Annotated in this window: 20 protein-coding genes; 8 read left to right on the top strand and 12 right to left on the bottom strand. The window is 70.6% G+C overall.

The features are described 5' to 3' along the window. Positions 1–366 precede the first annotated feature (366 nt). Positions 367–1053, top strand: coding sequence for an HAD family hydrolase (locus OHA19_RS03450; RefSeq protein WP_405720104.1), 687 nt, complete (start codon positions 367–369; stop codon positions 1051–1053). Between the two features lie 176 nt (positions 1054–1229). On the opposite strand, the gene OHA19_RS03445 is transcribed toward OHA19_RS03450, so the two are convergent. Next, on the bottom strand, positions 1230–2456 hold the full coding sequence (locus OHA19_RS03445; protein ID WP_405707965.1) for an IS701 family transposase: 1227 nt from the start codon (positions 2454–2456) through the stop codon (positions 1230–1232). 263 nt (positions 2457–2719) lie between these two features. On the opposite strand from OHA19_RS03445, the gene OHA19_RS03440 reads away from it, so the two are divergent. Beyond that, positions 2720–2998 (top strand): hypothetical protein, encoded by a 279-nt coding sequence (locus tag OHA19_RS03440; protein WP_405720106.1) that lies wholly within the window; start codon positions 2720–2722, stop codon positions 2996–2998. A gap of 87 nt (positions 2999–3085) precedes the next feature. On the opposite strand, the gene OHA19_RS03435 is transcribed toward OHA19_RS03440, so the two are convergent. From OHA19_RS03435 to OHA19_RS03400, 8 genes are all read right to left on the bottom strand, one after another. Continuing rightward, the gene (locus OHA19_RS03435; RefSeq protein ID WP_405720108.1) at positions 3086–4609 is read right to left on the bottom strand and encodes an aldehyde dehydrogenase family protein; all 1524 of its coding nucleotides are present in this window, start codon (positions 4607–4609) and stop codon (positions 3086–3088) included. 107 nt (positions 4610–4716) lie between these two features. Further along, positions 4717–5967: a GAF domain-containing protein gene (locus OHA19_RS03430; RefSeq protein ID WP_405720110.1), complete on the bottom strand. Its 1251-nt coding sequence runs from the start codon at positions 5965–5967 to the stop codon at positions 4717–4719. 104 nt (positions 5968–6071) lie between these two features. After that, on the bottom strand, positions 6072–6665 hold the full coding sequence (locus OHA19_RS03425; RefSeq protein WP_405720112.1) for an N-acetylmuramoyl-L-alanine amidase: 594 nt from the start codon (positions 6663–6665) through the stop codon (positions 6072–6074). Between the two features lie 52 nt (positions 6666–6717). Beyond that, the gene (locus OHA19_RS03420) at positions 6718–7734 is read right to left on the bottom strand and encodes an acetamidase/formamidase family protein (protein WP_405720114.1); all 1017 of its coding nucleotides are present in this window, start codon (positions 7732–7734) and stop codon (positions 6718–6720) included. Then, positions 7731–9218 (bottom strand): APC family permease, encoded by a 1488-nt coding sequence (locus OHA19_RS03415; RefSeq protein WP_405720116.1) that lies wholly within the window; start codon positions 9216–9218, stop codon positions 7731–7733. Before OHA19_RS03415 ends, OHA19_RS03420 begins: the two co-directional genes overlap by 4 nt. Before the next feature lie 458 nt (positions 9219–9676). Beyond that, positions 9677–11026 carry an esterase-like activity of phytase family protein gene (locus OHA19_RS03410; RefSeq protein ID WP_405720118.1) on the bottom strand — a complete coding sequence of 450 codons (1350 nt, stop codon included), beginning with the start codon at positions 11024–11026 and terminating at the stop codon, positions 9677–9679. 175 nt (positions 11027–11201) lie between these two features. Beyond that, a complete protein-coding gene (locus OHA19_RS03405) occupies positions 11202–12548 on the bottom strand; it encodes an SWF or SNF family helicase (RefSeq protein ID WP_405720120.1) in 1347 nt (448 codons plus the stop codon). Then, entirely contained in the window at positions 12545–15436 is a 2892-nt protein-coding gene (locus tag OHA19_RS03400; protein WP_405749352.1) for a DEAD/DEAH box helicase, read from the bottom strand. Before OHA19_RS03400 ends, OHA19_RS03405 begins: the two co-directional genes overlap by 4 nt. A gap of 292 nt (positions 15437–15728) precedes the next feature. Here OHA19_RS03400 and OHA19_RS03395 point away from each other — a divergent pair, with 292 nt between their 5' ends. Together OHA19_RS03395 and OHA19_RS03390 are read left to right on the top strand one after the other, a co-directional pair. Beyond that, positions 15729–16871, top strand: coding sequence for a fatty acid desaturase family protein (locus OHA19_RS03395; protein ID WP_405720124.1), 1143 nt, complete (start codon positions 15729–15731; stop codon positions 16869–16871). Between the two features lie 83 nt (positions 16872–16954). Continuing rightward, entirely contained in the window at positions 16955–17137 is a 183-nt protein-coding gene (locus OHA19_RS03390; RefSeq protein WP_351261712.1) for a hypothetical protein, read from the top strand. A gap of 60 nt (positions 17138–17197) precedes the next feature. On the opposite strand, the gene OHA19_RS03385 is transcribed toward OHA19_RS03390, so the two are convergent. Further along, positions 17198–18340 (bottom strand): hypothetical protein, encoded by a 1143-nt coding sequence (locus OHA19_RS03385; RefSeq protein WP_405720126.1) that lies wholly within the window; start codon positions 18338–18340, stop codon positions 17198–17200. 96 nt (positions 18341–18436) lie between these two features. Continuing rightward, positions 18437–18745 carry a hypothetical protein gene (locus tag OHA19_RS03380; RefSeq protein ID WP_405720128.1) on the bottom strand — a complete coding sequence of 103 codons (309 nt, stop codon included), beginning with the start codon at positions 18743–18745 and terminating at the stop codon, positions 18437–18439. Between the two features lie 108 nt (positions 18746–18853). On the opposite strand from OHA19_RS03380, the gene OHA19_RS03375 reads away from it, so the two are divergent. Then, positions 18854–19756 (top strand): oxygenase MpaB family protein, encoded by a 903-nt coding sequence (locus OHA19_RS03375; protein ID WP_405722075.1) that lies wholly within the window; start codon positions 18854–18856, stop codon positions 19754–19756. A gap of 25 nt (positions 19757–19781) precedes the next feature. Here OHA19_RS03375 and OHA19_RS03370 read toward each other — a convergent pair whose 3' ends face one another. Then, on the bottom strand, positions 19782–20381 hold the full coding sequence (locus OHA19_RS03370; protein ID WP_405720130.1) for a class I SAM-dependent methyltransferase: 600 nt from the start codon (positions 20379–20381) through the stop codon (positions 19782–19784). 170 nt (positions 20382–20551) lie between these two features. Between OHA19_RS03370 and OHA19_RS03365 the strand changes: the two genes are divergently transcribed. From OHA19_RS03365 to OHA19_RS03355, 3 genes are read left to right on the top strand one after another with little or no spacing between them, the layout of a single operon-like run. Further along, positions 20552–21439, top strand: coding sequence for an MHYT domain-containing protein (locus OHA19_RS03365; RefSeq protein WP_405720132.1), 888 nt, complete (start codon positions 20552–20554; stop codon positions 21437–21439). 46 nt (positions 21440–21485) lie between these two features. Then, positions 21486–24089 carry a nitrate- and nitrite sensing domain-containing protein gene (locus OHA19_RS03360; RefSeq protein WP_405749350.1) on the top strand — a complete coding sequence of 868 codons (2604 nt, stop codon included), beginning with the start codon at positions 21486–21488 and terminating at the stop codon, positions 24087–24089. Continuing rightward, on the top strand, positions 24086–24523 hold the full coding sequence (locus tag OHA19_RS03355) for a roadblock/LC7 domain-containing protein (protein ID WP_405720136.1): 438 nt from the start codon (positions 24086–24088) through the stop codon (positions 24521–24523). The genes OHA19_RS03360 and OHA19_RS03355 overlap by 4 nt, the downstream gene beginning before the upstream one ends. Positions 24524–24531 lie beyond the last annotated feature (8 nt).

Here is a 24531-nt window from a genome sequence, read left to right as displayed (position 1 = left end):
GCCAAATGCCCTAGATTTCAACGGTGTTGGGGGGATGAGGAGTCTCGTTCGCCCGTCGCCGACTGTCGCGCGCGCTTCGCGAGTACTTGGTAATGAGCGTGCCGTCAAACACTCGAAATGATGATTGCGTCCGTACGACCGGAAAATTATCGTAGTCATCACGATGTTTCTCGCGTCATCCGCAGAGACCGGACGATGTCCATCGCTGGCGGGCCCGGAGGCGAAGCATCGGACTTCACGCGTGGTCGATCGGGGCTCGTTCGACAGCGCACCTTCTGCGGCCGAGCGGGCCTTTCCGCAGTTCCCTGCTTCATACTGCGAGCACTGACGACGCGGGGCGGCGCGCTCTTCGAGAACGGCAGGCAAATGACATCTCGTCGCATCTTCACTTGGTCCCCGGCTGCCATCGTCTTCGACTGTGACGGAACCCTGGTGGATACCGAACGACACTGGCAGGACGCGCGCATCCGGGTCTTCGGAGAGTTCGGGCTGAAGCCCCGCCCCGGCTTCGCCGAGCGGGCGAAGGGCGTGCACTACACCGAGTGCGGCAGTCTCATGGCCAGAGAGGCCGGGAAGCCGCAGCTCGCCGACGACATGACGCACGCGCTCCTGAGAAACTTCAAGGCGCTCGTTGCTGAAGACCCCGTGACCATGCCAGGTGCGGCGGCACTGGTCCGCCTCGCCGCCCGCAGTCTCCCGCTCGCGGTCGCCAGCAACTGCCCCTTGGACGTGGTCGAGTCCAGCCTCGCCCGGGTCGGCCTGCTCAGCTACTTCGCCCATGTCGTCGTCGCGGGTGACGGACTGCTGCCGAAACCCCATCCCGACGTCTACGCCACCGCGGTCCGTCTGTGCAGCGTGCGGCCGGAGGACGCGATGGCTGTGGAGGACTCGGTCACCGGCGTCGAGTCGGCCCGGAGAGCCGGCATGCGCGTGCTCGGCGTGGGACCTCGACCGGCTGAAGAGGGTGCTGACCGGGCCGACCTGTGGCTGCGCACTCTGGCTGATCCGGAGCTCCAGGCATGGGCCCATACCTGGGCGGATGGGACCGCCTAGTACTCCAGCCGGACTTCTTCATTCGTGCTGGTCAGCGGCTTGGGTGTGGGGAGTGTAGCGGGCTGGAATGGGGGTGGGGCGGTCTTTGCCGGGCCGTCCCACGAAGGCATGGCCGCGCTGCCTGTAGTGGCAACGGCGGGCGCGTGCTTGGTGGCGGCGACGCCAGTGGGACCACGTCATCGCGTGGTCGCGGTCCGGAGCACGGCGGTAGGGTCCAACTGCCAGCAGACGTCGAATCTCGGCCGGTGTGAGGTCCACGAGGTCGGGTGTGTCCCGCTCACTGCCCCCTTTTCTCGTTCCTGGCTGGCCAGGACAGCGAGGAAAGCGTGCGCGAGCATGGCGAGTGTGATGTGCCGGTACCAGCCCACGTAGCGGCGGACTTCGTACTGGTCCAGGCCGCATTCGTTCTTCGCGCTCTGGAAGCATTCCTCGACCTTCCAGCGGCAGCCGGCGATGCGTACGAGGTCGGCGACGGTGGCTTCCAGGGGTGCGCTGGCGAGGTAGTAGGCGAGTTCGTCGGGCTTGGCGATGCTGCGGCGGGCCAGCATCCAGCGTTGCCGGGTGGGTTCGTCGCCGTCGAATTCCCACACAGCGGGCAGGCGGGCTGCGGCCCAGTCGTAGAAGCGCTCGCCCTTCGCGCCGCTTCCTGCGGATAGCCGCTGCCATGCTTCGGGCGGGGCCTGGCTGATGAGGTGGTCGATGCGCGGGCCGTGGACCTGCTGGGACTTCGGAACGGCCACGACGTAGGAGAGCTGGTGGTCTTCCAGGAAGCGGCGGAAGTGGGAGTCCTGGCCGTAGGCGGAGTCCGCGGTGACCCAGCCGACGGGCAGGGGTGAGGCGAGGGCCCGCAGGATGATGGCCCGCGCCAGTTCGCCCTTGGTGGCGAACACGCGGTCGTCGGGGACACGGGCGGCCCGACAGCGTTCGCGGTCCTCGGTCCAGGACTTGGGCAGGTAGAGCTCGCGGTCGACCAGGGTATGGCCGCGGAAGGTGGCGTAGGCGGCGAAGACCCCGATCTGGCAATTCTCGGTGCGGCCTGCGGTGCCGGAATACTGGCGCTGGACCCCGGCGGAAGTGGTGCCCTTCTTCACGAAGCCTGTGTCGTCAATGATCAGCACGCCGTTCTTCGCGCCGAGGTGCTCGGCGACGTAGGCGTGCAGGTCGTCGCGGACCTCGTCGGCCTCCCAGCGGCTCCGGGAGAGCAGGTGCTGCAGCCCGTCGGGGGTGGCGTGGCCGGCGTATTCGGCGAGCTGCCAGCCGTTCTTGCGGCCCACCGGGCCAAGGAGCCCACGGACGTAGTCCCGCATCCGTCGCCGGGATTCCACCCGGGCAAAACGTCCTCCGATCCGCAAGAGCAGCTCAGCAAGTCCCTCTTCCCACAGGCCCGTTGGTACATCACTCATGCGAGCGGCCTGCCCGGAAGGTTGCCACTACAAGCAGCGCGGCCACACGTTCGTGGGGCGACCCGGCAAAGACCGCCCCACCCCCATTCCAGCCCGCTACACTCCCCACACCCAAGCCGCTGACCAGCACGAATGAAGAAGTCCGGCTGGAGTACTAGTACTCCAGCAGGACTTCGGTTTATGCCCTGGTCCGGCTTGGGTGTGGATGTGCAGCGGGCTGGAACAGGGGTGGGGCGGTCCTTGTCGGGCCGTCCCATGAACAGGTGGCCGCGCTGCTCGCATCGTATGGCGTGGCAGTCGCCGGGTTCGACCAGGACGTCGGCGGACGGGGCGGCCTGGCCAGAGGTGATCTGCCGGACGTGCAGGCCGTGGACCTCGACGACGTGGGGTTGGGCGGCGAGTCCGACGCAGAGGGCGTTGGGGGCGATGCCGGCAGGGGCGGCTTTCAGGAAGATGCGGTCGGCGCCGCGCAGGATCTGCTCGGCGACTTCCGTCGTTGGTCCGCGCCTGGTCCGGAGACCCCCCGAGAGGTCGGATGGTGATTCGCGGCGCCCCCGGGTGCACAGGGGTGAGTCCTGCGCAGGGTTGCCTGGAGCGCAACGACGCCTCCAGGCAACCGACTTCAGGCTCTAGAAGAACCCAAGTTTCTTAGGGCTGTAAGAACAAAGAATGTTCTTCGTCTGCTGATAATGCTCCAGCATCATCTTGTGGTTCTCGCGGCCGATCCCGGACTGCTTGTAGCCGCCGAACGCCGCGTGCGCCGGGTACGCGTGGTAGCAGTTCGTCCAGACGCGGCCTGCCTGGATGGCGCGGCCCGCACGGTACGCGGTGTTCATGTCGCGAGTCCATACGCCGGCTCCGAGGCCGTACAACGTGTCGTTCGCGGTCCCGATCGCGTCGTCGAAGTCGGAGAAGGACGTGACCGCCACGACCGGGCCGAAGATCTCCTCTTGGAAGACCCGCATCCGGTTGTCGCCCTCGAAGATCGTGGGCTGGACGTAGAAGCCGCCCGCCAACTCCCCGTCGTACTCGATCAGCTCGCCGCCCGTGAGGACCTTCGCGCCTTCCTGCCGGCCGATTTCCAGGTACGAAAGGATCTTCTTCAGCTGCTCGTCGGAGGCCTGCGCGCCGATCATCGTGTCTGTGTCCAGCGGGTGTCCGGGTACGATCCGTTCGGTGCGGGCGATGCCGGCTTCCAGGAATTCGCCGTACACCCCGCGCTGGACGAGCGCCCGCGACGGACAGGTGCAGACCTCGCCCTGGTTGAGGGCGAACATGGTGAAGCCTTCGAGGGCCTTGTCGCGGAAGTCGTCGTCCGCGTTCCACACGTCGTCGAAGAAGATGTTGGGCGACTTGCCGCCGAGTTCCAGAGTCACCGGCCTGAGGTTCTCCGAGGCGTACTGCATGATCAGCCGCCCCGTCGTGGTCTCACCGGTGAAGGCGACCTTGGCGACGCGCGGGCTGGAGGCGAGGGGCTTGCCGGCCTCCGTTCCGAAGCCGTTCACGATGTTGACGACGCCCGGCGGCAGCAGGTCGGCGACCAGCTTCAGCCATACGTGGATGGAGGCCGGGGTCTGCTCGGCCGGCTTCAGGACCACCGCGTTGCCGGCCGCGAGAGCCGGGGCCAGCTTCCACGTGGCCATCAGGATCGGGAAGTTCCACGGGATGATCTGCGCGACGACGCCGAGCGGCTCATGGAAGTGGTACGCGACCGTGTCGTCGTCGATCTCGCTCAGCGAACCCTCCTGGGCGCGCAACGCACCGGCGAAGTAGCGGAAGTGATCGATGGCGAGGGGGATGTCGGCGGCCAGGGTCTCGCGCACCGGCTTGCCGTTGTCCCAGCTCTCGGCGACCGCGAGCTCCTCCAGATGGGCCTCCATCCGGTCGGCGATCCTGTTGAGCAGCCCAGCTCGGTCGCCGGCCGCCGTGGCACCCCAGGCAGGTGCCGCGGCGTGTGCCGCGTCCAGGGCCAGTTCGACGTCCTCGGCCGTGCCACGGGCGATCTCGGTGAAGGGCCGGCCGTTGACGGGGCTGGGGTTCTCGAAGTACTGACCGCGGGCGGGTGGTACGTAAGCGCCGCCGATCCAGTGGTCGTAGCGGGACTCGTACGAGACGATGGCGCCCTCGGCACCCGGCGCGGCGTAACGGGTCATCTCTGTGGCCTCCCGGATCCGGTGCCGCCCGCCATTGGGCGGCCCTCGGCGCGAGGGTAGGCAGCGGTACGTTGCAACCCCGTTGCACAGGGCGCGCGGGACGGCGTCTACCGCTGCTCGGCGTCCAGCGTCCGGACCCTGGCGAGCAGGGCCGGGCGCTGCCCGGCGGGAACGGCCGCGGCGAGTGCTTCCCACACCGGGAGGTCGTCCTCGCCCCAGGGGCTGTACGCCCAGTCGGCCAGCAGCCCCGGGTCACCGCGTGCGATGAGCGCCGCCCGCAGCTGCTCATCGAGCCGGCGCCGCAGCCGGATGACGGAGGGCGCCCGCGACCCCGGCAGCAGCGGGCCCGCGTACGCCGCGAGCGCCGCGGACACCGCACCCGATGCCAGCCGCCGCGCCACCGTGTCGAAGTCGGCGTCGACCGGGGCCGAGAGCCGGTAGGGGCGCGAGAGGAGGAGTTCCGGACCGAGCAGCCGCCGCAGCCTGGAGAGTTCGGCCCGCAGGGTCACCGGGGTCACCGACTCGTCCTCGTACAGCTCGACGAGCAGCTCGTCGCCGCCGAGGCCCTCGGGGCGGCGGGCCAGCGTCGCCAGGATCTCGCTGTGCCGTCTGCTGAGCCGGATCCTGCGGCCTCCCGTCACCAGCAGCGCCTCGTCCCGGCCGAGTGCGCTGAGCCGCACGGTCCCGGCGGCCGGTGAAGGTGTGAGCAGTGCGAGGTGCGACTCGGCGGCGCGCGCCACCGCCTGTACGAACGCCAGGCTGTGCGGATGCGCGAGCCGGTCCCCGCCGGTGATGTCCACGGCACCCAGCACCCGCCCGGTGTGGGGGTCGTGCAGTGGTGCCGCCGCGCAGGTCCACTGCTGGACCGGCCGCAGGAAGTGCTCGGCGGCGAAGACCTGAACCGGACGGTCCACGGCGATGGCCGTGCCCGGCGCGTTCGTCCCGGCCGCGGACTCGGACCAGCGGGCGCCCTCCACGAAGTTCATCCGGCCGGCGGCCCGTCGGGTCACCGCGGGTCCCTCGACCCACAGCAGCCTGCCGTGCACGTCGCACACGGCGAGGAGATGCTCCCCGTCCGTCGCGTAGGCACCCGTCAGTTCACGGATCACCGGCATGGCCTGGGCCAGCGGATGGCCGTCCCGGTACGGTCCGAGGTCGTCAGGGCCCAGCTCGACCAGGGCCGCACCGTCCGGGCTGACCCTGGCCCGCGCCGAGCGCCGCCACGACTCACCGACGACCGGCCGGACCGGTCGCTCCAGCCGGCCCGCCGAGGTGAACACCTCATGTGCGCGGCGCAGTTGGCCGATCCGCGCACCCGGGTCCGTATCGGCTGCCAGCGCCACCCAGGGATCCGTCAACTCACCCTCCCGTCCAGGGGCTTCCCGCACCCCCATCGTCGTCGCAGCAGGCCGCTGCGACAACCGCGGTGAAGAGAGTGATCGGCCCGGGTGGCGAAGAAGGGTCAGCCCGCCGAGTACAGATTGACGAGCCGGATGTACCGCACCCAGTCCCAGTTCGGGCCGGGATCGGTGTGGTCGGTGCCGGGAACCTGGGCGTGGGCCAGGATGTGCGCGCGGTCCTTGGGGATGTTGTAGCGGTCGCACACGGAAGCGGTCAGCAGCGCGGACTTCTCGTACATGGCGTTGGTGAAGTACGAAGGCTTGTCCACCCAGCCCTCGTGCTCGATTCCGATGCTGCGTGTGTTGTAGTCCCAATTGCCCGCATGCCAGGCGATGTTCTTCTCCCGGACGCACTGGGCGACATAGCCGTCGGCCGAGCGCACCAGATAGTGCGCGGAGACCTGCTTGGCCGGATTCTGGAAGATCCCGATCGTGTCCGGGTACGTCTCCTGTGTCACATGGATGATCACGTACTGGACCGGATAGGCCGAAGGACGGCTCGACGCCGTGTAGTTGGACGTGGACGCGGGCGTCCAGTGGGCGAGCGGGTAGTCCGTGTCGCCCGCGGTCGTGGTGGCCATGGCGCGGGTGGAGGCCGGGATCAGGGCGGCGGCCGCTGTCGCGGCGGCGCCCTGGAGGATCCTTCTGCGGTGCATGAACACTCCTGTGGGGGGATGGGGATGCGGAAGAAAGGAGTCGGGCAGGTGGTCAGGGGCTCGACAGCAGGGTCGCGGTCTCCCGCAGATGGCGGTGGAGGCCGCGGTGGGGGTCGCCTGCGGGCAGCCATTCCTTGCGGATCTTCGCCACACAGGTGTAGTTGGTGTCGCACACATTGGCCAGCGGAGCCTCACCGGCCTGGCTGACCAGCTGGTAGGCGTCGAGTTCGGACAGACCGTAGTCGCGCGCGAGCCACTGCACCAGGTCCAGCTGGGAGATCCGGAAGGCGTCTTCGAGCGGGCGGGCGGATCCGGTCGACATCAGATGGGTGTCGGACTCGATGCGCGGCCACGGGGTGGTGACGCCCTTCAGTAGCTCGACGAGCACCACTGTGTTCATCGCGCACTCAACGGCGACCCCGCAGGTCTCACCCTCGCCCTGACGGGTATGGCCGTCCCCCAGGCTGAGCAACGCGCCCTCGACGTTGACGCCCAGATAGCAGGTGACGCCCGCCCGCATCTCGGGCGTGTCCATGTTCCCGCCGTGCGCGTCCGGCACCAGCGCGGACCGTACCTCCAAGTTGGCCGGGGCCACCCCGACCGTGCCGTGCATCGGGTCCATCGGCAGTTCCACCTGGATGTCGCTGTCCCTGGCGCTGAACAGACAGGTGCGGCGCTCCCGGTCGAGCTGCCACATCCACACCACTTCGGGCAGCGGCGCCTGCAACGACGCGGTGGTGTGGGTGGAGGTGAGCGCCCCGAAGAGCGGCACGGTCGTCGAAGCCGCCCAGTCCCTGGCCGGTTCGACGGAGACGAAATGCACCGCGACGGTGTCGCCGGGTTCTGCGCCCACCACATGGAAGGGGCCGGTCTGCGGGTTCAGGAAGGGGAACTCGCAGACCTCGGAGACCAGGTCCTTCTCGGATCGGACCCGCCCGGCGAAGCAGTCCTCCGTGTACACGTCGAGGAACGTCCCCGGCTCGATGCGGGCGACCGGAGCCGCCCCGCCGAAGGTCCAGGCGTACTCGCCCTCCTTGGGGCGGACGGTCAGGATACGGGGGTCGTTCATGGCTGTACTGCTCCTGTCTCTGCTTCTCCGGCCGGTGCCGCGGTGTCGTCGAGATGGATCCGTCCGGTCTGGGCCACCCGCTCCGGATGTCTGCGCAGCAGCACCACGAGCACAACGATCCCGATCAGCATCCAGACACCGACGACGGGACCGGCGTACGAGACGGGCGGGCTGAGTTCGGAGACGAAGTCGAACGCCGGGATCCCGGCGGCGGTCAGCAGGGCGGGGACGAATGCCACGATGCCCAGCACCGGGAACAGGAGGTGGAGCACGGGGTTGAAGGCGTCGCGACGCCGTCGCAGGAAGTACCCGGCACAAGACAGGTTCACGATGATGTACACACCGATGATCACCGTGACGATCACGGTGGCCAGCAGCGTGAACGCGGTCACCGGGTCATAGGCGAGCCCCAGTCCGAGCGCCGCGCCGACCGCGATCACGAACTGCGCGGCCACGCCGACGACGGGGGAGCGGAACCGCGGGTGGAGCCTCGCGAAGGCCTGCGGGAACACGCCGATCCGGCCGAGGGCGAACGCCGTCCGGGTCGACACATTGGCACACGCGTTGGCGTTCGCCACGGTCGAGTTGACCACGGCGAGGAAGAGCAGCACCCAGAACAGCCCGAACGAGGCACGGGCCACACCTTCCCACGAAGCCGCCCCGGATCCGCCGAATCCGGCGAACCTGTCGGGCCCGAAGTACACCGACATCGCATACGTGGTCAGGACGTACACCAGGCCGATGGAGAGCGCCGCACCCAGCACCGCACGCCGCATCGTTCGCCGGGGGTTCCGGGCCTCCTCGGCGAGCGGCGCCGCCGCCTCGAAGCCCGCGAAGGCGAGCACGGTGTAGACCGAACCGGCGAAGATCCCGCTGATGCCGCCGTAACCGTCGGCGGTGTGCGAAGTGCCGAACACCGAAAGGGTGTTGTCGGCTCCTGCCTGCCCGATGAGCAGCACGGCGAAGGCGACGAAGACGAGCACCTCGAAGATGCCGAGCACGGTGCCGAACCGGGCGCTGGCCCGTACGCCGAAGTAGCCGGCCAGCGCGATGACGACCGCGCCCAGCAGCGACCACGGCCACCACAGCTCCGCCGGGTAGGACGACCACTCCTGGTGCAGGGTCCCCGCGGTCGTGAAGCCGAGTTGGAGCAGCAGCAACGCGGGGACCAGTGCTTCGACGAAGACATAGCCCCAGCCGACGAGGAACCCGATGGCCGGATGCAGCCCCTGCGCGGAGTAGGTGGCGACGGAACCGGCGGCCGGCAGTCGGCGGGCCAGCTCGGCGACGCACGAGGCGGTGAACAGGCAGGCGACCAGGGCCACCAGCACGGACAGCGGCAGACTGCCACCCGCGAATGCGGCCCCGGCCGGAATCGACGCGGCGATGGCCGCGGCGGGTGCCATTGCCGTGATGCTCTGGAAGAGGACCTCGCGCAGCCCGATGGCATCGCGTAGGAGGCCGCTGTCCGATTCCCCCGACATCCCGCGGCTCCCTTGTGTCCGATGACCGGAAGGTGTTGTCCGATGTACGGCCGAGCGTCTCGCGCGCCCTACCGTACGGGCGCCGCGCGGGCGGCGGAAGACGGCGGGGGCGGAAATGGCCTCTGTGGACCGGGGAGAACGCGGGAATGTGCGTCGATGTCGGTACGGGGCGGTCACCCGGGGTCGGTGGTCGCGCCGGATGCGGAGTTCATCTCGGTCAAGTCCGTTACGGGCAGCGTCGGTTGCCGATCCCGGCCCTCGGCTGGTATGCACTGCGGAGGGCCGGGACACGGCGGAAGCGCCCGTGCGCGGGGCAGCTTGCGCAGGGAGGGTCCGTGCGCCGGTCAGCCCGTGCCGCGTCGCGGCGTGTGACCAGTGTGGGCTCCCACGCGAGCGCGCCGGTCAGCCGGTACCGCGTCGCGGCATGTGACCGACAAGGCCCCCACGTGGGCGCGCCGTCAGCCGTGCAGCGGGCGGGCCAGCTTCAGTTCCGTCACCGACGTCTCGATGCCGCTGTCGACCAGTCGGCCGTTCGCGTCGAACGCCTCGGCACCGTCGGTCATCCCGAAGTCGTTGTCGTTGATGAGGACGAGCGTGTCCCGGCCCGTCACAGCCACCCCTTCGATCTTCCCGGGCACGCCCGCGACCTTGCCCAGGTCGACGACCAGACTCTTGCGGAGCACCGGCACGCCCGACGCCGAGGGGTCGGTGAGTTCCTCGTACGAGGGAGACGTCGTCGCGTCGTCCCAGGCGGACCCCAGAATTCCGGAGCCGCGCGGGAGCGTCACCCGGTGCAGCCGGGCCGCCTTGTCCGTGCGCTCCTCGACCAGCAGCTCGTGCCGGCCGAGCGCGACGACCGAGGAGATCTTCAGCTCGGAGGGGTCGTCCTCGCCCGGGTCCACGACATCCACCGCGTCGAACCGGTAGGCGTACTCCGCGGTGACCGCCCGCTTGCCCGTCGAGAAGCGCAGGAGGCGCACATTGCGCGAGGACTCGCCCGCGTCCTGGTCCGGCAGCGAGAGCGGACTCTGTACGGCGAGCACCAGATCGCCGTCCGGGAGGAGGGCCAGCCCCTCGAAACCGCGGTTGGTCTTGCGGTGCAGGAGCACGCCAGGAAGCGCCTCCACCACCGGATAGCCGGCGCCCGTCAGCCCGAGGCCTTCCGGCACGTAGCGGGTGAGCACCCGGCCGCGGGCGGAGACATGCACCAGGGAGGGGCCGTACTCGTCGACGAGCCAGAAACTGCCGTCGGCGGCACGGACGATGCCTTCGGTGTCCAGACCGTTCGGGTCGTAGCCGAGCGGAGTCTTCGCGTCGTACGTGTACGGGGCCTCGTCGCGGTCACGCTGGTTGGGCAGACCGGTGACCGCGGCGCCGGACCGGGTGGTGATCGGAATGGCCTTCAGCACCCGGATGTGCTTCCCGCTGACCCGAATCCTGACGATCGCCGGGTCGAAGCCGGGGACGGGGAAGGTGCGCCGCTTCTTCCCGTCGATCTTGATCTGGCCGTTGGGTCCGCGGTCGGTGACGGTCCAGAACTCGCCCCTGCGGCCCGCGGGATAGATGTCGCTGCCGATGCCGCCGAGTTCCACGCCGCGATCGTCCGCGACCGTCCCCGGCAGCAGCCCGTTGCTGAAGCCGGCCAGCGGAATGTCGCCGAGCACGGCCGTCCCGGTGACCCGTGCCGTGCGCTCCGGGCGCTGGTGCCGGTCCTGCGCGCCGGTTGCCGTTCCGGCCGCGATGGCCGTACCGAGCAGAGCGAGCGGCAGGCCGACGGCAAGGGAACGACGGGCAACGCGCGTGGACATGGGGCCTCCTGATGCATGAACAGCTCTGACGGCCGTCAGGTTCTGCCCTCGCCCTCAACGCGCGGTGACATCCAGTTGAACGCACGGGCAGAACGCGGCGACGGGCCGGGGCGGGGGCTCGGCCGCCCCACCCCCGCCCGTCACCGACCGGCCGTGCCGGCCGTACGGGCCGGCCTCAGGCCTCCGAGGTGCCCGAGCCGGCCAGCGCGGCCGCCGGATCATCGTCCGCCGGACCGGCCGGGACCCAGCGCCCGCCCTCCTTGCGGTACGGCCACCAGCGCCCGTCCCGGCCGTACCGGAGCTGCATGCCACCGTCCACCGCGGTCCAGCGATTGCCGACCGACCGCAGCCGGGGCCGCTCGCCCTCCTCCCAGGCCTCGGCGAGCCGGGCCCGTGCCCTGGCCAGGTGCTCCGGACCGGGCGTCCACTCCTCTTCGAGCACGGTCAGCGCCGCCACCCCGCCGTACCGCCAGGCCCGCACCGCCGCGTCGAGCTCTGCCTCTCGCCGCCCCGAGCCGGTGGCCAGCCGCTTCGTGATCCAGGACTCGGGCCGGGCCTCCGCGGCCAGTCGCACGGCATCCTGACGCGCGGTCAGCCCGGTCGGCAGCGGCTGCTGTCCATGGCCGGGCGAGAGCGCGTCGGCCAGCATCCGGTGGGCGCGCGCCGCGCCGTCCGTCGCCAGCATCTCCAGTGCCGCCGGATCGATTCCGGCCTGCGGTTCGGACTCCGTGTCCAGGGACGGCGCCGAGCCGGGCCCCGCGGGCAGCGGCGGAGGATCGGGCAACGGGGGCAGGATGTCCCGGGCGGCGAACGCCTCGTCCGCCCGTATCCCCCGCTCACCGGCCTTCGCCGCCGCAGCCTCGGTCCCGTCGGCCGGACCCGACGCCGCGTGCCCCTCGGCGCGGGCCGCTATCCGGACCTGGAGCTCGTCAAGCAGCCGCCGCTCACCACGCCCCCGCATCAGCAGCAGGACGAACGGGTCCTGATCCAGCAGCCGCGCCACCTGATAGCACAGCGCAGCCGTGTGCGGACAGTGGTCCCACGCCTCACAGGTGCACTCCGGGTCCAGATCGCCGATCCCGGGCAGCAGCTCCACCCCGGCCGCCGCCGCGTCCTCCACCAGGTGCGGCGGCATCTCCCGGTCCAGCAGCGCCGCGATGTGCCCGGCCCGCTCGACGGCCATCGCGAGGAACTGCTCCCAGTCCGCCTCGCTCAGCTCCTGGAGCAGCACATCGCTGCGGTGCGTGGACGAGTCCCCGTCCCGGACCACCGCGGTGATCCGGCCGGGCCGCACGGAGACCGCACCGACCCGGCCCTCGCGGGCGAACCTGCGTCCCTTCTTCAGCTGCTGGCCGTCCAGCGCGGTGTCCTCCAGGGCCTTCAGCCATGCCTGGCCCCACCAGGACCGGGCGAAGCCGCGGCCGTGCGCGGGCGGCAGGGCGGCGAAGGTCCGCTCCTGCCCCGGAGCGGTGTCGCCCCGGCCGTCGCTCTCGTACTCGCCGCCGTCGTAGCGGTCGCTCATCGTGTGCCCCCTCGCAGCTCCACCAGATCGGCCAGTTCCGCATCGGTCAGTTCGGTCAGCGCCGCCTCGCCGGAGCCGAGCACCGCGTCCGCGAGCCCCTGCTTACGGGCCAGCATGTCGGCGATCCGGTCCTCGATGGTGCCCTCGGCGATCAGCCGGTGCACCTGCACCGGCTGGGTCTGGCCGATCCGGTACGCGCGGTCGGTGGCCTGGGCCTCGACCGCAGGGTTCCACCAGCGGTCGAAGTGCACGACATGACCGGCCCGGGTGAGGTTGAGCCCCGTACCGGCCGCCTTCAACGACAGCAGGAAGACCGGTGCCTCGCCTGCCTGGAAGCGGTTGACCATCGCCTCGCGCTCCGCGACGGGCGTACCACCGTGCAGGAACTGCGTTCGCACCCCGCGCGCCGCCAGATGCCGCTCCAGCAGCCGGGCCATCTGCACGTACTGGGTGAACACCAGCACGCTCGCCTCCTCCGCCAGGATCGTGTCGAGCAGCTCGTCCAGCAGCTCCACCTTTCCCGAACGGTCCGCGATCCGGGGCTCGTTCTCCTTCAGATACTGAGCCGGGTGGTTGCAGATCTGCTTGAGCGCCGTCAGCAGCTTGACGACGAGACCGCGTCTGGCGAAGCCGTCGGCGCCGGAGATCGCTTCCAGCGTCTCGCGCACCACCGCTTCGTACAGACCGGTCTGTTCCGCCGTCAAAGACACCGTGCGGTCCGTCTCGGTCTTCGGCGGCAGCTCCGGCGCGATACCCGGATCGGACTTGCGCCGTCGCAGCAGGAACGGCCGCACCAGCGCGGCGAGCCGCTCGGCAGCCGCCGGATCGCCGCCTTCCGCGGTCCGCGCGTACCGGGCACGGAAGGTACCGAGCCGTCCCAGCAGACCGGGCGTCGTCCAGTCCAGGATCGCCCACAGCTCGGAGAGGTTGTTCTCCACCGGTGTGCCGGTGAGCGCCACCCGGGCCTGAGCGCCGATCGTCCGCAACTGCTTGGCCGTCGCCGAGTACGGGTTCTTCACGTGCTGCGCCTCGTCGGCCACCACCAGGCCCCACCGGATCCCGGCGAGCTTCGCCGCGTCGAGCCGCATGGTGCCGTACGTGGTGAGGACGAACTCGCCGTCCGCCGGCTCGGCCAGACTGCGCGATGCACCGTGGAAGCGGCGTACCGGCGTGCCCGGCGCGAACTTCTCGATCTCCCGCTGCCAGTTCCCCATGAGGGAGGTCGGGCAGACCACCAGCGTCGGCCCGGCGGCGGATTCGATGCTCTGGCGGTGCAGATGCAGCGCGATCAGCGTGATGGTCTTGCCGAGACCCATGTCGTCGGCGAGACAGCCGCCCAGACCGAGTGAGGTCATGGTGTGCAGCCAGTTCAGACCACGCAGCTGATAGTCGCGCAGGGTGGCGGCGAGGGCCTCGGGCGGTCCGACCGGCTGCGGCTCGCCCTGCTGCCCGGTGGCCTCCGGGTCGGCCAGCCTGTGGCGCAACCGCTCCAGCCAGTCGGTGGCCCGGACCTCGATCCGCTGACCGTCGACCTCGGTGGAACCGGTCAGGACCGCGCCCAGCGCATCGATCGGTGTGACCTTGTGGTCCCGGGTCTCACGGGCCCGCCGGGCCTCCTCGGGGTCGATCAGCACCCACTGGTCCCGCAGCCGCACCACCGGGCGATTCGCCTCGGCCAGGCGGTCCAGCTCTGCGCGGCTGAGTTTCTGGTCACCCAGCGCGAACCACCAGTCGAACGCCAGCAGCGCATCGGCCGACAGGAGCGGCGGTGCTTCGGAGCCGGTGCGTGCGACCCCCTCACGCTCCTCGTCCGCCTCGTCGTCGGGTGGCCCGATCACCGCGCGGGCGGTCAGCTTGCGGGCCAGCTCCTTGGGCCAGTGGACCTGGACCCCGGTCGCGGCCAGTGCCCGTCCCGCGGGGCCGAGGAGTTCGGCGAGCTCGTCGTCGTCCGGCTCGACGGAGTCGGGCACCGCGGCGGACAACAGCGGGGACAGCGGCGGCCAGGCACGGGCGGCCCGGCGCAGTGCCGGCAGGACGTCCATCCGGGCACGCGGTCCGAAAGCCGCGGCGGTGTCAGGGCCGCCCGCCCAGACCTCGGCCGCATCGGTCACCAGTGTCGGATCGCTGACACTGTGGATCTGCAGGACGGCCCGGAAGGAGGGGCCGACGGGCCGCTCGCCGTCCTCGTCCGGAGCGGTGAGCCCGGACACCTCCACCCGGAGCGAGAGCCGGACGCCCGCGTCGTGTCCGGCCGCGACATCGTTGGCCCAGGCCCGATGGTCGGGCAGATGCTGCGGTTCGTCGACGGTGAAGGCCGGGCCGCCGGCGAACGACGCGGCGGGGGTGCGGGGCAGGCCGTCCGCCACCGCGTCGAGGAATGCGCGCAACAACCGTTCGGGCTCGGGAAGCAGGACGGGCTCCGCGGTCCCGTCGAGCGGCACCGCGTGGGCCGGGGGCGGCATCGAGGCGGCGAGCGTGCGGATCCGCGACTGGTCCTCGGCGGTCAGCGGACCGGCCCGCCAGGCATCGTGACCCGTGACGCTGAGCCCTGGCAGCAGCAGGCCCCGGGCGGCGAGTTGGAGGGCGAGGAGAGCGGCCGCACCCCAGAAGGCGGCCGCATCGGAGGCATGCGCCGAGACCCGCGCACGCGTCAGCACGGGCAGTGCGTCGCGTACCGGCAGCAGCCGTGCCGGTACGGCGTACACCCGCGCCTCGGCGCCGACGACGGCCAGTTCCTCCACGGACCCGGGACCGTCGGGCGGGCCGCTGCCGTCCGGATGCCAGAAGGCGACGCGGCCGGTACGGGCGGGATCCCCGGGCAGGAAGACCACGGAGCAGGTGGAGAGTGCGGAGATCTCGGGGAGGGTTTCCGCAGGGAGTCTTTGCACAGTGATGCCGAATTCCTCAAATTTGACTAGTGGGGGTCGGGTCGCCGAGGGTACCCCACCGATGTCATCGGTCGTGAGCGGGATCGCCGTGATCCGGGACACATATCGATCCGTCGGGATGCCGGGCGATGCGTCGACCGGGGGCGTACCGCACCCCTGGGTGTGGTCAGCACCCCCACCGGGGGAGGGGGTATGCCCCCGGAGATCCCGGGTGTTGGCGCCATGGTTGCCGCATGCCAGGCCACCGTACGTTTCTACAGGTCAGCGCAGCTTTCCAGAGACCGGAGACGTCATGCCCCAGGCCACAGCCACCGCAGCGGAAGGCACGCGCGACGGTGCGGGAAGCGCGCGAGGCGCGGTAGGTGTCACCGGAACCGGAACCGGGACAGGAGCTGGTTCCGGTCCTGGCGCTGGCGCTGGCACCGGAACCGGAACCGCTCCGGCTCAGGGCAGCGATTTCGCGCCCCTGCTGCGGGCCGTGAAGGGGCAGGGCCTCCTGGAGCGGCGAACCGGGTGGTACGCCGCAGGCATCGCAGCCAATCTGGCCGCACTGGGTGCAGTGATCACCGGCATGGTCCTCCTCGGCAACACCTGGTGGACCCTGCTTCTCGCACTGCCGCTGGCGGTCTTCTGGTCGCGTACCGCGTTCGTCGGACACGATGCCGGACACGCCCAGATAGCCGGCGGCCGCAGGGCGGGCCGCGCCATCGGCCTCGTTCACGCAAACCTGCTGCTCGGGATGAACGAGGCATGGTGGAACGACAAACACGTACGCCATCACGCCAATCCCAACCACATCGACAAGGATCCTGACGTCGGCGTCGGCGCCCTGGTCTGGACGCAGAAGCAGGCGGCCCAGCGTGAGGGCTTCGCCCGCTGGCTCACCCGCAACCAGGCCCGGCTCTTCTTCCCGATGCTTCTCCTGGAGGGCATCGCGCTGAAGATCTCCGGATTCCAGTACCTGCGACAGCAGCCCGCCCGGGAACGGGCCCTTTCAGGACTGCTTCTGGTCGCCCACCTGGGCATCTACGCAACGTTGCTGCTCAGTGTGCTGTCCCCGGGGAAGGCCATCGCCTTCGCGCTCGTGCACCATGCGCTGTTCGGACTCCATCTGGGCATGGCCTTCGCCCCCAACCACAAGGGAATGGAGATGCCGGACCCCGACGGCGAACGCTGGGGCCACCTCCAGCGTCAGGTCCTCACCTCGCGCAACGTACGTGGCGGCATGCTCACCGACTGGTTCCTCGGTGGGCTCAACTACCAGATCGAGCACCATCTCTTCCCGAGCATGCCCCGTCCGCACCTGCGCCTGGCGCAGCCCATGGTGCGCGCCCACTGCAAGTCGCTGGGCATGCCGTACGTGGAGACCGGACTGATCGAGTCCTACCGGCAGGCGCTGCGGCACATGTACGAGGTCGGCGAGCCCCTGAGGTGAGTTCTTGACCTGCTGGAACCGATGGACAGGCGCATGCGTTCTCACAGCAGGAGCGGCTCCGTGCCGCGAAGGAGGCGTGGACGATGTCGAACAGCGCGAAGATCGCCATCGGGGGAGTGGTCGTAGCGGTCATCCTGATGCCGTTCATCGGTTTCTGGCTGTCGTTGCTTGTCCTGGTCGGAGTTCCGGCCGTTGCGTATCTGCTGCTGGACCCCGGTCAGCGGCGCAGGCTCCGCAGGATCACCCGCAAGGAAATAGGTCGCTGAGGCAGTCGGGCACCGAGGAGCCCGACCGGCGGTGCCCCTGCCGATTTCCCGGGACGGGTCTCAGGCCGGCCGTACCGCGAGTGCGTCCAGAGCCTTCAAGAGACCTGGCAGTTCGGTACCGCGCCCGACCGGCAGCACCTCGCCCGGCTCCTCGTCGAGCAGGATGAACGCGATGTCGTCGGTCCGGGCGACCAGGGACCAGCCGGGACCGTCGGCGCGCACCATCCGTGCGTCGCCCGTGGCGAACGAGGACCGGACACGGCCGGGCGGCGGCGGGGTGTCGACGTAGCCGTGTGCCTGGGCGAGCGCCCGCCGCACACCGGGGTGCACTCCCGAAGGCGCTTCCGTGGCCGGGCTCGCCAGGGTGTCGCCGGGCCGGCCGTTCGCGGATCCGGTCTCGATGTCGACCTCACTCTGAACCTCTACCTCAGGGTGAGGGTCAGGTTCGGATCCGGGTTCGGACTCGGGCGCGGATCCAGGTTCGGGTCCGGTTTCGGTGACGGCTTCGGCTGCGGGGTCGTCTCCGGCCTCGGCCCCCGACTCGGCTGCGGGCCTGGGCCCGGTCTCGTCCCCGGCCTCGGTCCCGGCCTGGGGTTCGCCACTGGCGCCACCGACCTCGCTCCCGGCTCCGGCCCTGCTCCCGGTGCTGTCCGCCCCCGACGGGGCGGCGAAGGCCGTCGCGTCATCGATCTGCTCGCGCCACGCGCTCCACTGGTGCGCTATCTCGTCCGCGCCCATGCGCCGCTGGGCCGGTCCCCACGTCTCCGTGTCGGGCGGGGTCAGCGGCGCCGGATCGGTGCCGTCGGCCTCCGGATCCGGCAGTGGATCGTGCGGCGCGGCCACGCCCGGAGCGGCGACCGCCACCGGGAGGGGCCAGCCGGGCAGCGCGCAGACCACCGAACGGTCGTCGGGAGAGAGGTCGTAGTCCATTCCGCAGTCCCAGGCCGCGATCGCGACGGCCACCAGCGACACGTCCTCGACGACGACGGTCCACCGCGCACCACTGCCGTCCTGGCCGAGGACCAGCCCGTATCCCTCGGCGTACGGTTCGAGGGCGAGCGCCGCGCACGCGGCCGGGTAGTCGTCACCGAGGACGCTCGGGAACTGCGCCGGTGTCAGCAGCACGGCGGTCAGCACAAACAGCGCGTCGTCGTCGGCGACCGTGTCGTTCGGCGCAGCCACGGCACTCTCCTCGTCCGTCATCGTTGTCCGTCGGCGCACCTTAACGAGTGAGTAACCCACTCGTCGAGGCCCTGACAAGGCGGGACGTCGGTTCCGTGCGCGACCGGACGGCGCGCGTCACCGGGCGGGCAGACCGAGCAGGGTTCGGGCCACTGTCTGCGGAGATTCGCCGCGCTCGCGGGCCAGTGCGATGACGGCCCGGCAGGCCAGCTCGCTGACACCGAAGGAGAGCGCCTCCGGAGACACCCAGCCGCTCGCCTCGTCGATCCGTGCCTGATCCTCCTCCACGGATGCCGAGACGAAGGTGGCGGCCGCCTCGAAGAGGTTGTGCTGCTTGCGCCGGTCCTCCTTGGAGGGCGCTGCGGACCGATCCTCCTTCCGGTCGGAGGTGACGACCTTCCGCAGGCTGCCGATTATGTCGATCATGGGGACCACCTTCCCGAGGGGCTGTGAGTGCGTGACGTGCCGTACCTGCTTGTGGTGTTCCCCGCCGACGTAAAGTTGGACCTTCGGCCGATGCAAGGGGGCATTGCGGTGAAGCGGTACGACCTGTTGAGGGAGATTCAGCGCCTTGATCCGGAGCGGGACTTCCTTCGAATCTACCGGATCATGGCAACCTACGAGTTTCCCTGGGACATCACCAGAGCGCTCGAACTGGCCCTCTACCGCACCTACGCCGTACCCAGCATCGGCCGACTCCTCGCGCAGACCGCTGAACTGACGGACCGTTCGCAGAAGCGATACGACGACACCGCGCTGCTCCTCGACACGGTCCTTGAACACGGTTTCGACAGCGACCCGGGTCGTACGGCGCTCCGCCGGATCAACCAGATGCACCGCAGCTACGACATCAGCAATGACGACATGCGTTATGTGCTGTGCACCTTCGTCGTCACGCCGAAGCGCTGGCTCGACTCCTACGGCTGGCGTCGGCTCTCCGACCACGAACTGCGGGCGTGCGCCGCCTACTACCGGGTGCTGGGCGCGCACATGGGCATCAAGGAACTGCCGCGGACGTACGAGGACTTCGAGCGAACCCTCGACACCTATGAGGCCGAGCACTTCGGCTGGGACGAAGGCGGACGTCGCGTCTCCGACGCCACCCTTGACCTGATGAGCTCCTGGTATCCGCGCCCGCTGGCCCCCGCCGCGCGGAAGTTGGCCCTCGCGCTGCTCGACGACTCCCTGCTGCGCGCCTTCCGGTACGAACGCCCTGGCGCCGCGGCCCGTAGCCTCACACACGGCGCCCTGAGGCTGAGGGCGCGCGCGGTGCGACTCCTGCCGCCGCGTTCCACCCCGCATTACGCCCGGCAGAACCCGGAGATCAAGGGCTACCCGGGCGGTTACGAGGTCTCCGGGCTGGGGACGTTCCCGGTCCCGGGCGTCGGTGGCTGTCCGATCCTGCACAACCGGCGTTCCGACGCGCCGTCGGAGTGAGCACGATGAACAGGGGGTGGGCGGGTCAGGCCGTGCGGATGGCAAGGGCGAGGAAGCGGTCGTCCTCATCGGTGTATTGAACGAGTCGCCAGCCCGAACGTGCCAGCAACGGGCGGAGGTTGGGCTCGGCCCGCAGATCGTCGTCCGTGATCCGGCGGCCGTGGCGCGCCGCGAGGGCCGCCCGCCCGATGGGGTGGAAGAGCGCCAGCCGCCCGCCCGGTCGCACCACCCGTGCCAACTCCGCCAAGTCCGGACCGGGGCGCGCCAGGTGGGAGATCAGTCCGGCCGCGAACACCGCGTCCAGCGCCCCGGATCTCAACGGCAGGCGGGCGACATCGGCGAGCAGCAGCATCCCCTCGCGGTCCCGCCCCGCACGTACGGCCGCCTCCAGCATCGCTGCTGTCAGGTCCACGCCCACGACCGTGCCCAGCGGTCCGACCGTCGTGCGCAGGGCGGGAAGCGCCCGCCCGGTGCCGCAGCCGGCGTCGAGCACCGCGTCGCCCGGCTTCAGTGAGAGAGAGACTGCGGCCGCGTCGTAGGCGGGTCCGTCGTCCGGGAAGCGGGTGTCCCAGTCCGCCGCGCGAGCCGTGAAGAACTCCTGGACGTGTGTGTGGTCATCGGCCATACAGACATGATCGCGGAGTCGACGGTGGAGCCAAACGGAGCGAAACGTCGGAAAATGAGGTGGGTGTTCGAGCTCTGGGTGATCGTTCGGCAACCTCTCTCTGTCATATTCCGGCAGTTTCGAAATGCGCCCCTGGCGCGCGCCTCCATCGCGGCTAGCGTCCCCGATCCATGGGACACCTGGACCACGCCGCCTTCGGCTGGCTGACACCCGCGCTGTCGTACGTCATGGCATGCATCGGCTCGGCTCTCGGCCTGAGCTGCACCGTGCGCGCTCTCGACTCGACCGGCCGATCACGCCGCAACTGGCTGATCACGGCCGCATCCGCCATCGGTTCGGGCATCTGGACGATGCACTTCATCGCGATGCTCGGATTCGGCGTGGGCGGCACCGACATCCGCTATGACGTACCACTGACCCTCCTCAGCCTGCTCGGCGCCATGGTGGTGGTCGGTGGCGGCGTCTTCGCCGTCGGCTACAGCCGCGACCGGACCAGGGCGTTGCTGCTCGGAGGGCTCGCCACCGGACTCGGCGTCGCCAGCATGCACTACCTCGGCATGGCGGCACTCCGTCTGCACGGCACGATCCACTACGACCCGCTGCGGGTCGCGCTCTCCGTGGCCATCGCGGTCGCCGCAGCGACCGCGGCGCTGTGGGCCGCACTCAACATCAAGTCGTCCCGGGCCATCGCGCCGGCCTCCCTCGTCATGGGCGCCGCGGTCAGCAGCATGCACTACACCGGCATGTTCGCGGTCTCCGCACAGGTCGCACCTTCCGGCGACGAGCTGCCCGGCGCCACCACCATGCAGTTCATCTTTCCCCTGGCCGTAGGCCTCGGCTCGTATCTCTTCCTGACCTCGGCATTCGTCGCGCTCTCCCCGACAGCCGGGGAGCGCGCCGCCTACGCCTTCGCCGAACGTGCCGAAGGCCCCGCCGACACGGAACCCGCCGCCGTTCCGCAGGGCTTCACCGGGCGGGGTGCCGCCTTCCGCTCACGGCGCGGCGGCCCAGGCGCCCCCGACGCACCGCCCGTCGGCGCACCCGTCACCGGCCCCTGAAGCGGCCATGACCCGCACTCAGCACCACACTCGGAACGAGGAGGCCATGCGCCCACCCCGCACGACCCCTGCACCCGGTGCGTCGGACACCGCCCAGCCGGCGCGAGGCCGCCGCGCACACGCGGGCCCGCCGGCCGACGAGAGCGCCGAGCACGATATGCGGATACTGCGGGCACCGGCACCGCCCACGCCGCGAGGACGGTGGACGCTGCGCCCCAGGACCGTGCGCGCGAAGATCATCTCGCTGCTGATGGTGCCCGTTGTCTCGCTGCTCGCCCTGTGGGGATTCGCCACCGTCACCACAGCCCGGGACGTGGCACGCCTCCGTCAGCTGGAACGGGTCGACGACGAGGTCCGGGCCCCGATATCCACCGCTGTCGCGGCGCTCCAGAGCGAGCGCCGGGAGGCCATGCTCCAGAGCGCCGCGCCCAGCAGTACCCAGGCCGCCGTGCTGGAACGCCAGGCCGGACGCACCGACAAGGCGCTCACAGCCCTGAGGCTCGACAGCGGGCACACCATCGCCGACACGGTCAACGTCCCGTCCGAGGTCGCCCACCGGCTCGACGGATTCCTCGCTCTCACCCGGAGCCTGCGTGCCGACGAGGGGGCGGAAGAACAGGCCGGCGGCAACGCGGGCGCCGTGTACGACAGGTACACCGAGGCTGTTTCCGCGGCCCTGGGAGTCTCCGGCGCACTCACCACGGTCCAGGACGACACCGGCGGCTCCGACGCCCGCGTGCTGTTCGAACTGGCCCACGCCGACGAGATGCTGGCCCGAGAGGACGCCCTGCTGGCCACCGCGGCCCGCATCGGAACGCTCAAGGGAGGCCAACTGCGTCTGTTCACCGGCGCGGTGGAGACCCGGAGGAACCTCGACGAGAGCGCGGGCACGGATCTCCCCGCCGCCGAGCGGGCCGCCTGGCAGCGGCTCACCGCCGGCTCCGCCCACCGGCAGATCCAGGCAGCCGAGGACAAGGTGCTCGCCGCACCCGCCGGGCGCGGAGCCGCACGGGCCGCGCCGGCCGAGGACTGGGAACGAGCGGTCGATCGTGTCCGGAGCGAGGCCCGCGCCATCGACACCTCGGCCCGACAGCACACCGCCGGCGACTCCACCCCGCTCGCCCGAGGACTCTTCACCCCGTCCGGAGCCGCCGTCCTGTTCGGCTGCGTCGCCGTGACGGTCTCCCTGGTGATCTCCGTACGCATCGGCCGGGCACTCGTCGTCGAACTCGTCAGCCTCCGCAACAGCGCGCTGGAGATCGCCCGCCGCAAACTTCCCCGGGCCATGCGGCGGCTGCGCTCCGGGGAGGAACTGGATATCGGTGCCGAGGCTCCGCAGGGCCCGGACGCCCACGACGAGATCGGCCAGGTCGTCGAAGCGCTCGGTACCGTGCACCGGGCAGCCCTCGGCGCCGCCGTCGAGCGGGCCGAACTCGCCGACGGCATCTCCGGAGTCTTCGTCAACCTGGCCCGGCGCAGCCAGGTGCTGGTCCACCGCCAGCTCAACCTGCTCGACAGCATGGAACGCCGCGCCGACGACCCGGACGAGCTGAGTGACCTCTTCCGGCTGGACCACCTCACCACCAGGATGCGGCGGCATGCCGAGAGCCTGATCATCCTCTCCGGCGCGGCACCGGGTCGCGCCTGGCGCGTGCCCGTACCACTGACCGACGTCGTACGGGCCGCCGTGTCCGAGATCGAGGACTACGCCCGGACCGAGGTGCGGCAGCTTCCCGACGTCGCCGTGAAGGGCACGGTCGTGGCCGACCTCACCCATCTGCTCGCCGAACTCATCGAGAACGCCGCACAGTTCTCACCACCCCACACCAAGGTACGCGTCAGCGGCGAACCCGTGGGCAACGGCTACGCCCTGGAGATCGAGGACCGAGGTCTCGGCATGGGCGACGAACTCCTCGGCGAGGCGAACCGGCGGATCGAGCAGGCCGAGGCGCTCGACCTCTTCGACAGCGATCGGCTCGGACTCTTCGTCGTCAGCAGGCTCGCCGTGCGACACCACATCAAGGTCCAGTTGCGCACGTCCGCGTACGGCGGGACGACCGCGGTGGTTCTGCTGCCCACCGCGCTGCTGCAGAGTGCGCCGCCGTCCGCCGCGGATCCGGCCGCCGCGCTGAACACGACAGGCCGACCCGTGGACGCCCATGGCTGCCCGCCCTCCGGCCCGGGCGCGGACTCACGGCCGGGCCCCCGCCCCCGTGCCGCCCGGGCGACGACCACCGCCTTCCCGCCACCGGCACCCCCGTCCGCGCTCGACGCCGGTCGCGAGCCGGGGCGCTCTCCCGGACCCGCCGCCGTCACGGCGTTGCGCGGGCGTCCGGGCCGAGCGGACCAGCCCTCCGGTGCCCCGCTCCACACGGAAGCGCCGTCCGACGGGGACGCGCTGCCGCGCCGGGTGCGGCAGGCCGGCCTTGTCCCGCAGCTCCGCGAAGAGCCCCGTCAAGGCGAACCACCGCCCGGGGACGGCCTGAACGGCACCGGCCACCCGCCGCGGCTCACCCCCGAGCAGGCCAGAGACCGGATGACCGCCTACCGCAACGGCTGGTTGCGCGGTGGCGGTACGGCTCCCGGCACGTCCGCGCACCGGCCCGATGCCACAGACCCTCTTCCAGGCAGCGAAGGAGACCTTGAATGATCGCGAACGAGAGGACCGTTGGGCGCCGCGCGTCGGGTGAGCTCGACTGGCTGCTGGACGACCTGGTGACACGGGTCGGCGAGGTCCGGCATGCTGTCGTGCTCTCCGGCGACGGCCTTGCAGTGGGCGCCTCCAGCGCACTCAGCCGCGAGGACGCCGATCATCTGTCCGCGGTGGCCTCCGGATTCCACAGTCTCGCCAAGGGTGCGGGCCGGCACTTCGAGGCCGGGAACGTACGGCAGACGATGGTCGAGATGGACGAGGGTTTCCTGTTCGTGGTGGCGGCCGGTGACGGATCGTGCCTCGCCGTGCTCAGCACGGCCCTCGCCGATATCGGCCTGGTCGCCTACGAGATGGCCCGGCTCGTCAAACGCGTCGGCGAGCATCTCCGTACCCCGCCGCGGTTCGCCGCACCCCCGCCGACGGCCGGCTGAGCGGGCGG

It is taken from the genome of Streptomyces sp. NBC_00012 (assembly GCF_045040875.1).
Classification (GTDB): domain Bacteria; phylum Actinomycetota; class Actinomycetes; order Streptomycetales; family Streptomycetaceae; genus Streptomyces.
Note: the sequence above shows the minus strand (reverse complement) of the source record. Positions and strands in the feature narration are given on the sequence as shown.

Bases quoted from the DNA above. Each gene is read 5' to 3' on its own strand.
- OHA19_RS03360 (WP_405749350.1), top strand. From the start codon at position 21,486: ATGCGCCCACCCCGCACGACCCCTGCACCCGGTGCGTCGGACACCGCC.
- OHA19_RS03370 (WP_405720130.1), bottom strand. From the start codon at position 20,381: ATGGCCGATGACCACACACACGTCCAGGAGTTCTTCACGGCTCGCGCG.
- OHA19_RS03395 (WP_405720124.1), top strand. From the start codon at position 15,729: ATGCCCCAGGCCACAGCCACCGCAGCGGAAGGCACGCGCGACGGTGCG.
- OHA19_RS03415 (WP_405720116.1), bottom strand. From the start codon at position 9,218: ATGTCGGGGGAATCGGACAGCGGCCTCCTACGCGATGCCATCGGGCTG.
- OHA19_RS03390 (WP_351261712.1), top strand. From the start codon at position 16,955: ATGTCGAACAGCGCGAAGATCGCCATCGGGGGAGTGGTCGTAGCGGTC.
- OHA19_RS03380 (WP_405720128.1), bottom strand. From the start codon at position 18,745: ATGATCGACATAATCGGCAGCCTGCGGAAGGTCGTCACCTCCGACCGG.
- OHA19_RS03365 (WP_405720132.1), top strand. From the start codon at position 20,552: ATGGGACACCTGGACCACGCCGCCTTCGGCTGGCTGACACCCGCGCTG.
- OHA19_RS03435 (WP_405720108.1), bottom strand. From the start codon at position 4,609: ATGACCCGTTACGCCGCGCCGGGTGCCGAGGGCGCCATCGTCTCGTAC.
- OHA19_RS03450 (WP_405720104.1), top strand. From the start codon at position 367: ATGACATCTCGTCGCATCTTCACTTGGTCCCCGGCTGCCATCGTCTTC.
- OHA19_RS03405 (WP_405720120.1), bottom strand. From the start codon at position 12,548: ATGAGCGACCGCTACGACGGCGGCGAGTACGAGAGCGACGGCCGGGGC.
- OHA19_RS03355 (WP_405720136.1), top strand. From the start codon at position 24,086: ATGATCGCGAACGAGAGGACCGTTGGGCGCCGCGCGTCGGGTGAGCTC.
- OHA19_RS03420 (WP_405720114.1), bottom strand. From the start codon at position 7,734: ATGAACGACCCCCGTATCCTGACCGTCCGCCCCAAGGAGGGCGAGTAC.
- OHA19_RS03445 (WP_405707965.1), bottom strand. From the start codon at position 2,456: ATGAGTGATGTACCAACGGGCCTGTGGGAAGAGGGACTTGCTGAGCTG.
- OHA19_RS03385 (WP_405720126.1), bottom strand. From the start codon at position 18,340: ATGACGGACGAGGAGAGTGCCGTGGCTGCGCCGAACGACACGGTCGCC.
- OHA19_RS03410 (WP_405720118.1), bottom strand. From the start codon at position 11,026: ATGTCCACGCGCGTTGCCCGTCGTTCCCTTGCCGTCGGCCTGCCGCTC.
- OHA19_RS03425 (WP_405720112.1), bottom strand. From the start codon at position 6,665: ATGCACCGCAGAAGGATCCTCCAGGGCGCCGCCGCGACAGCGGCCGCC.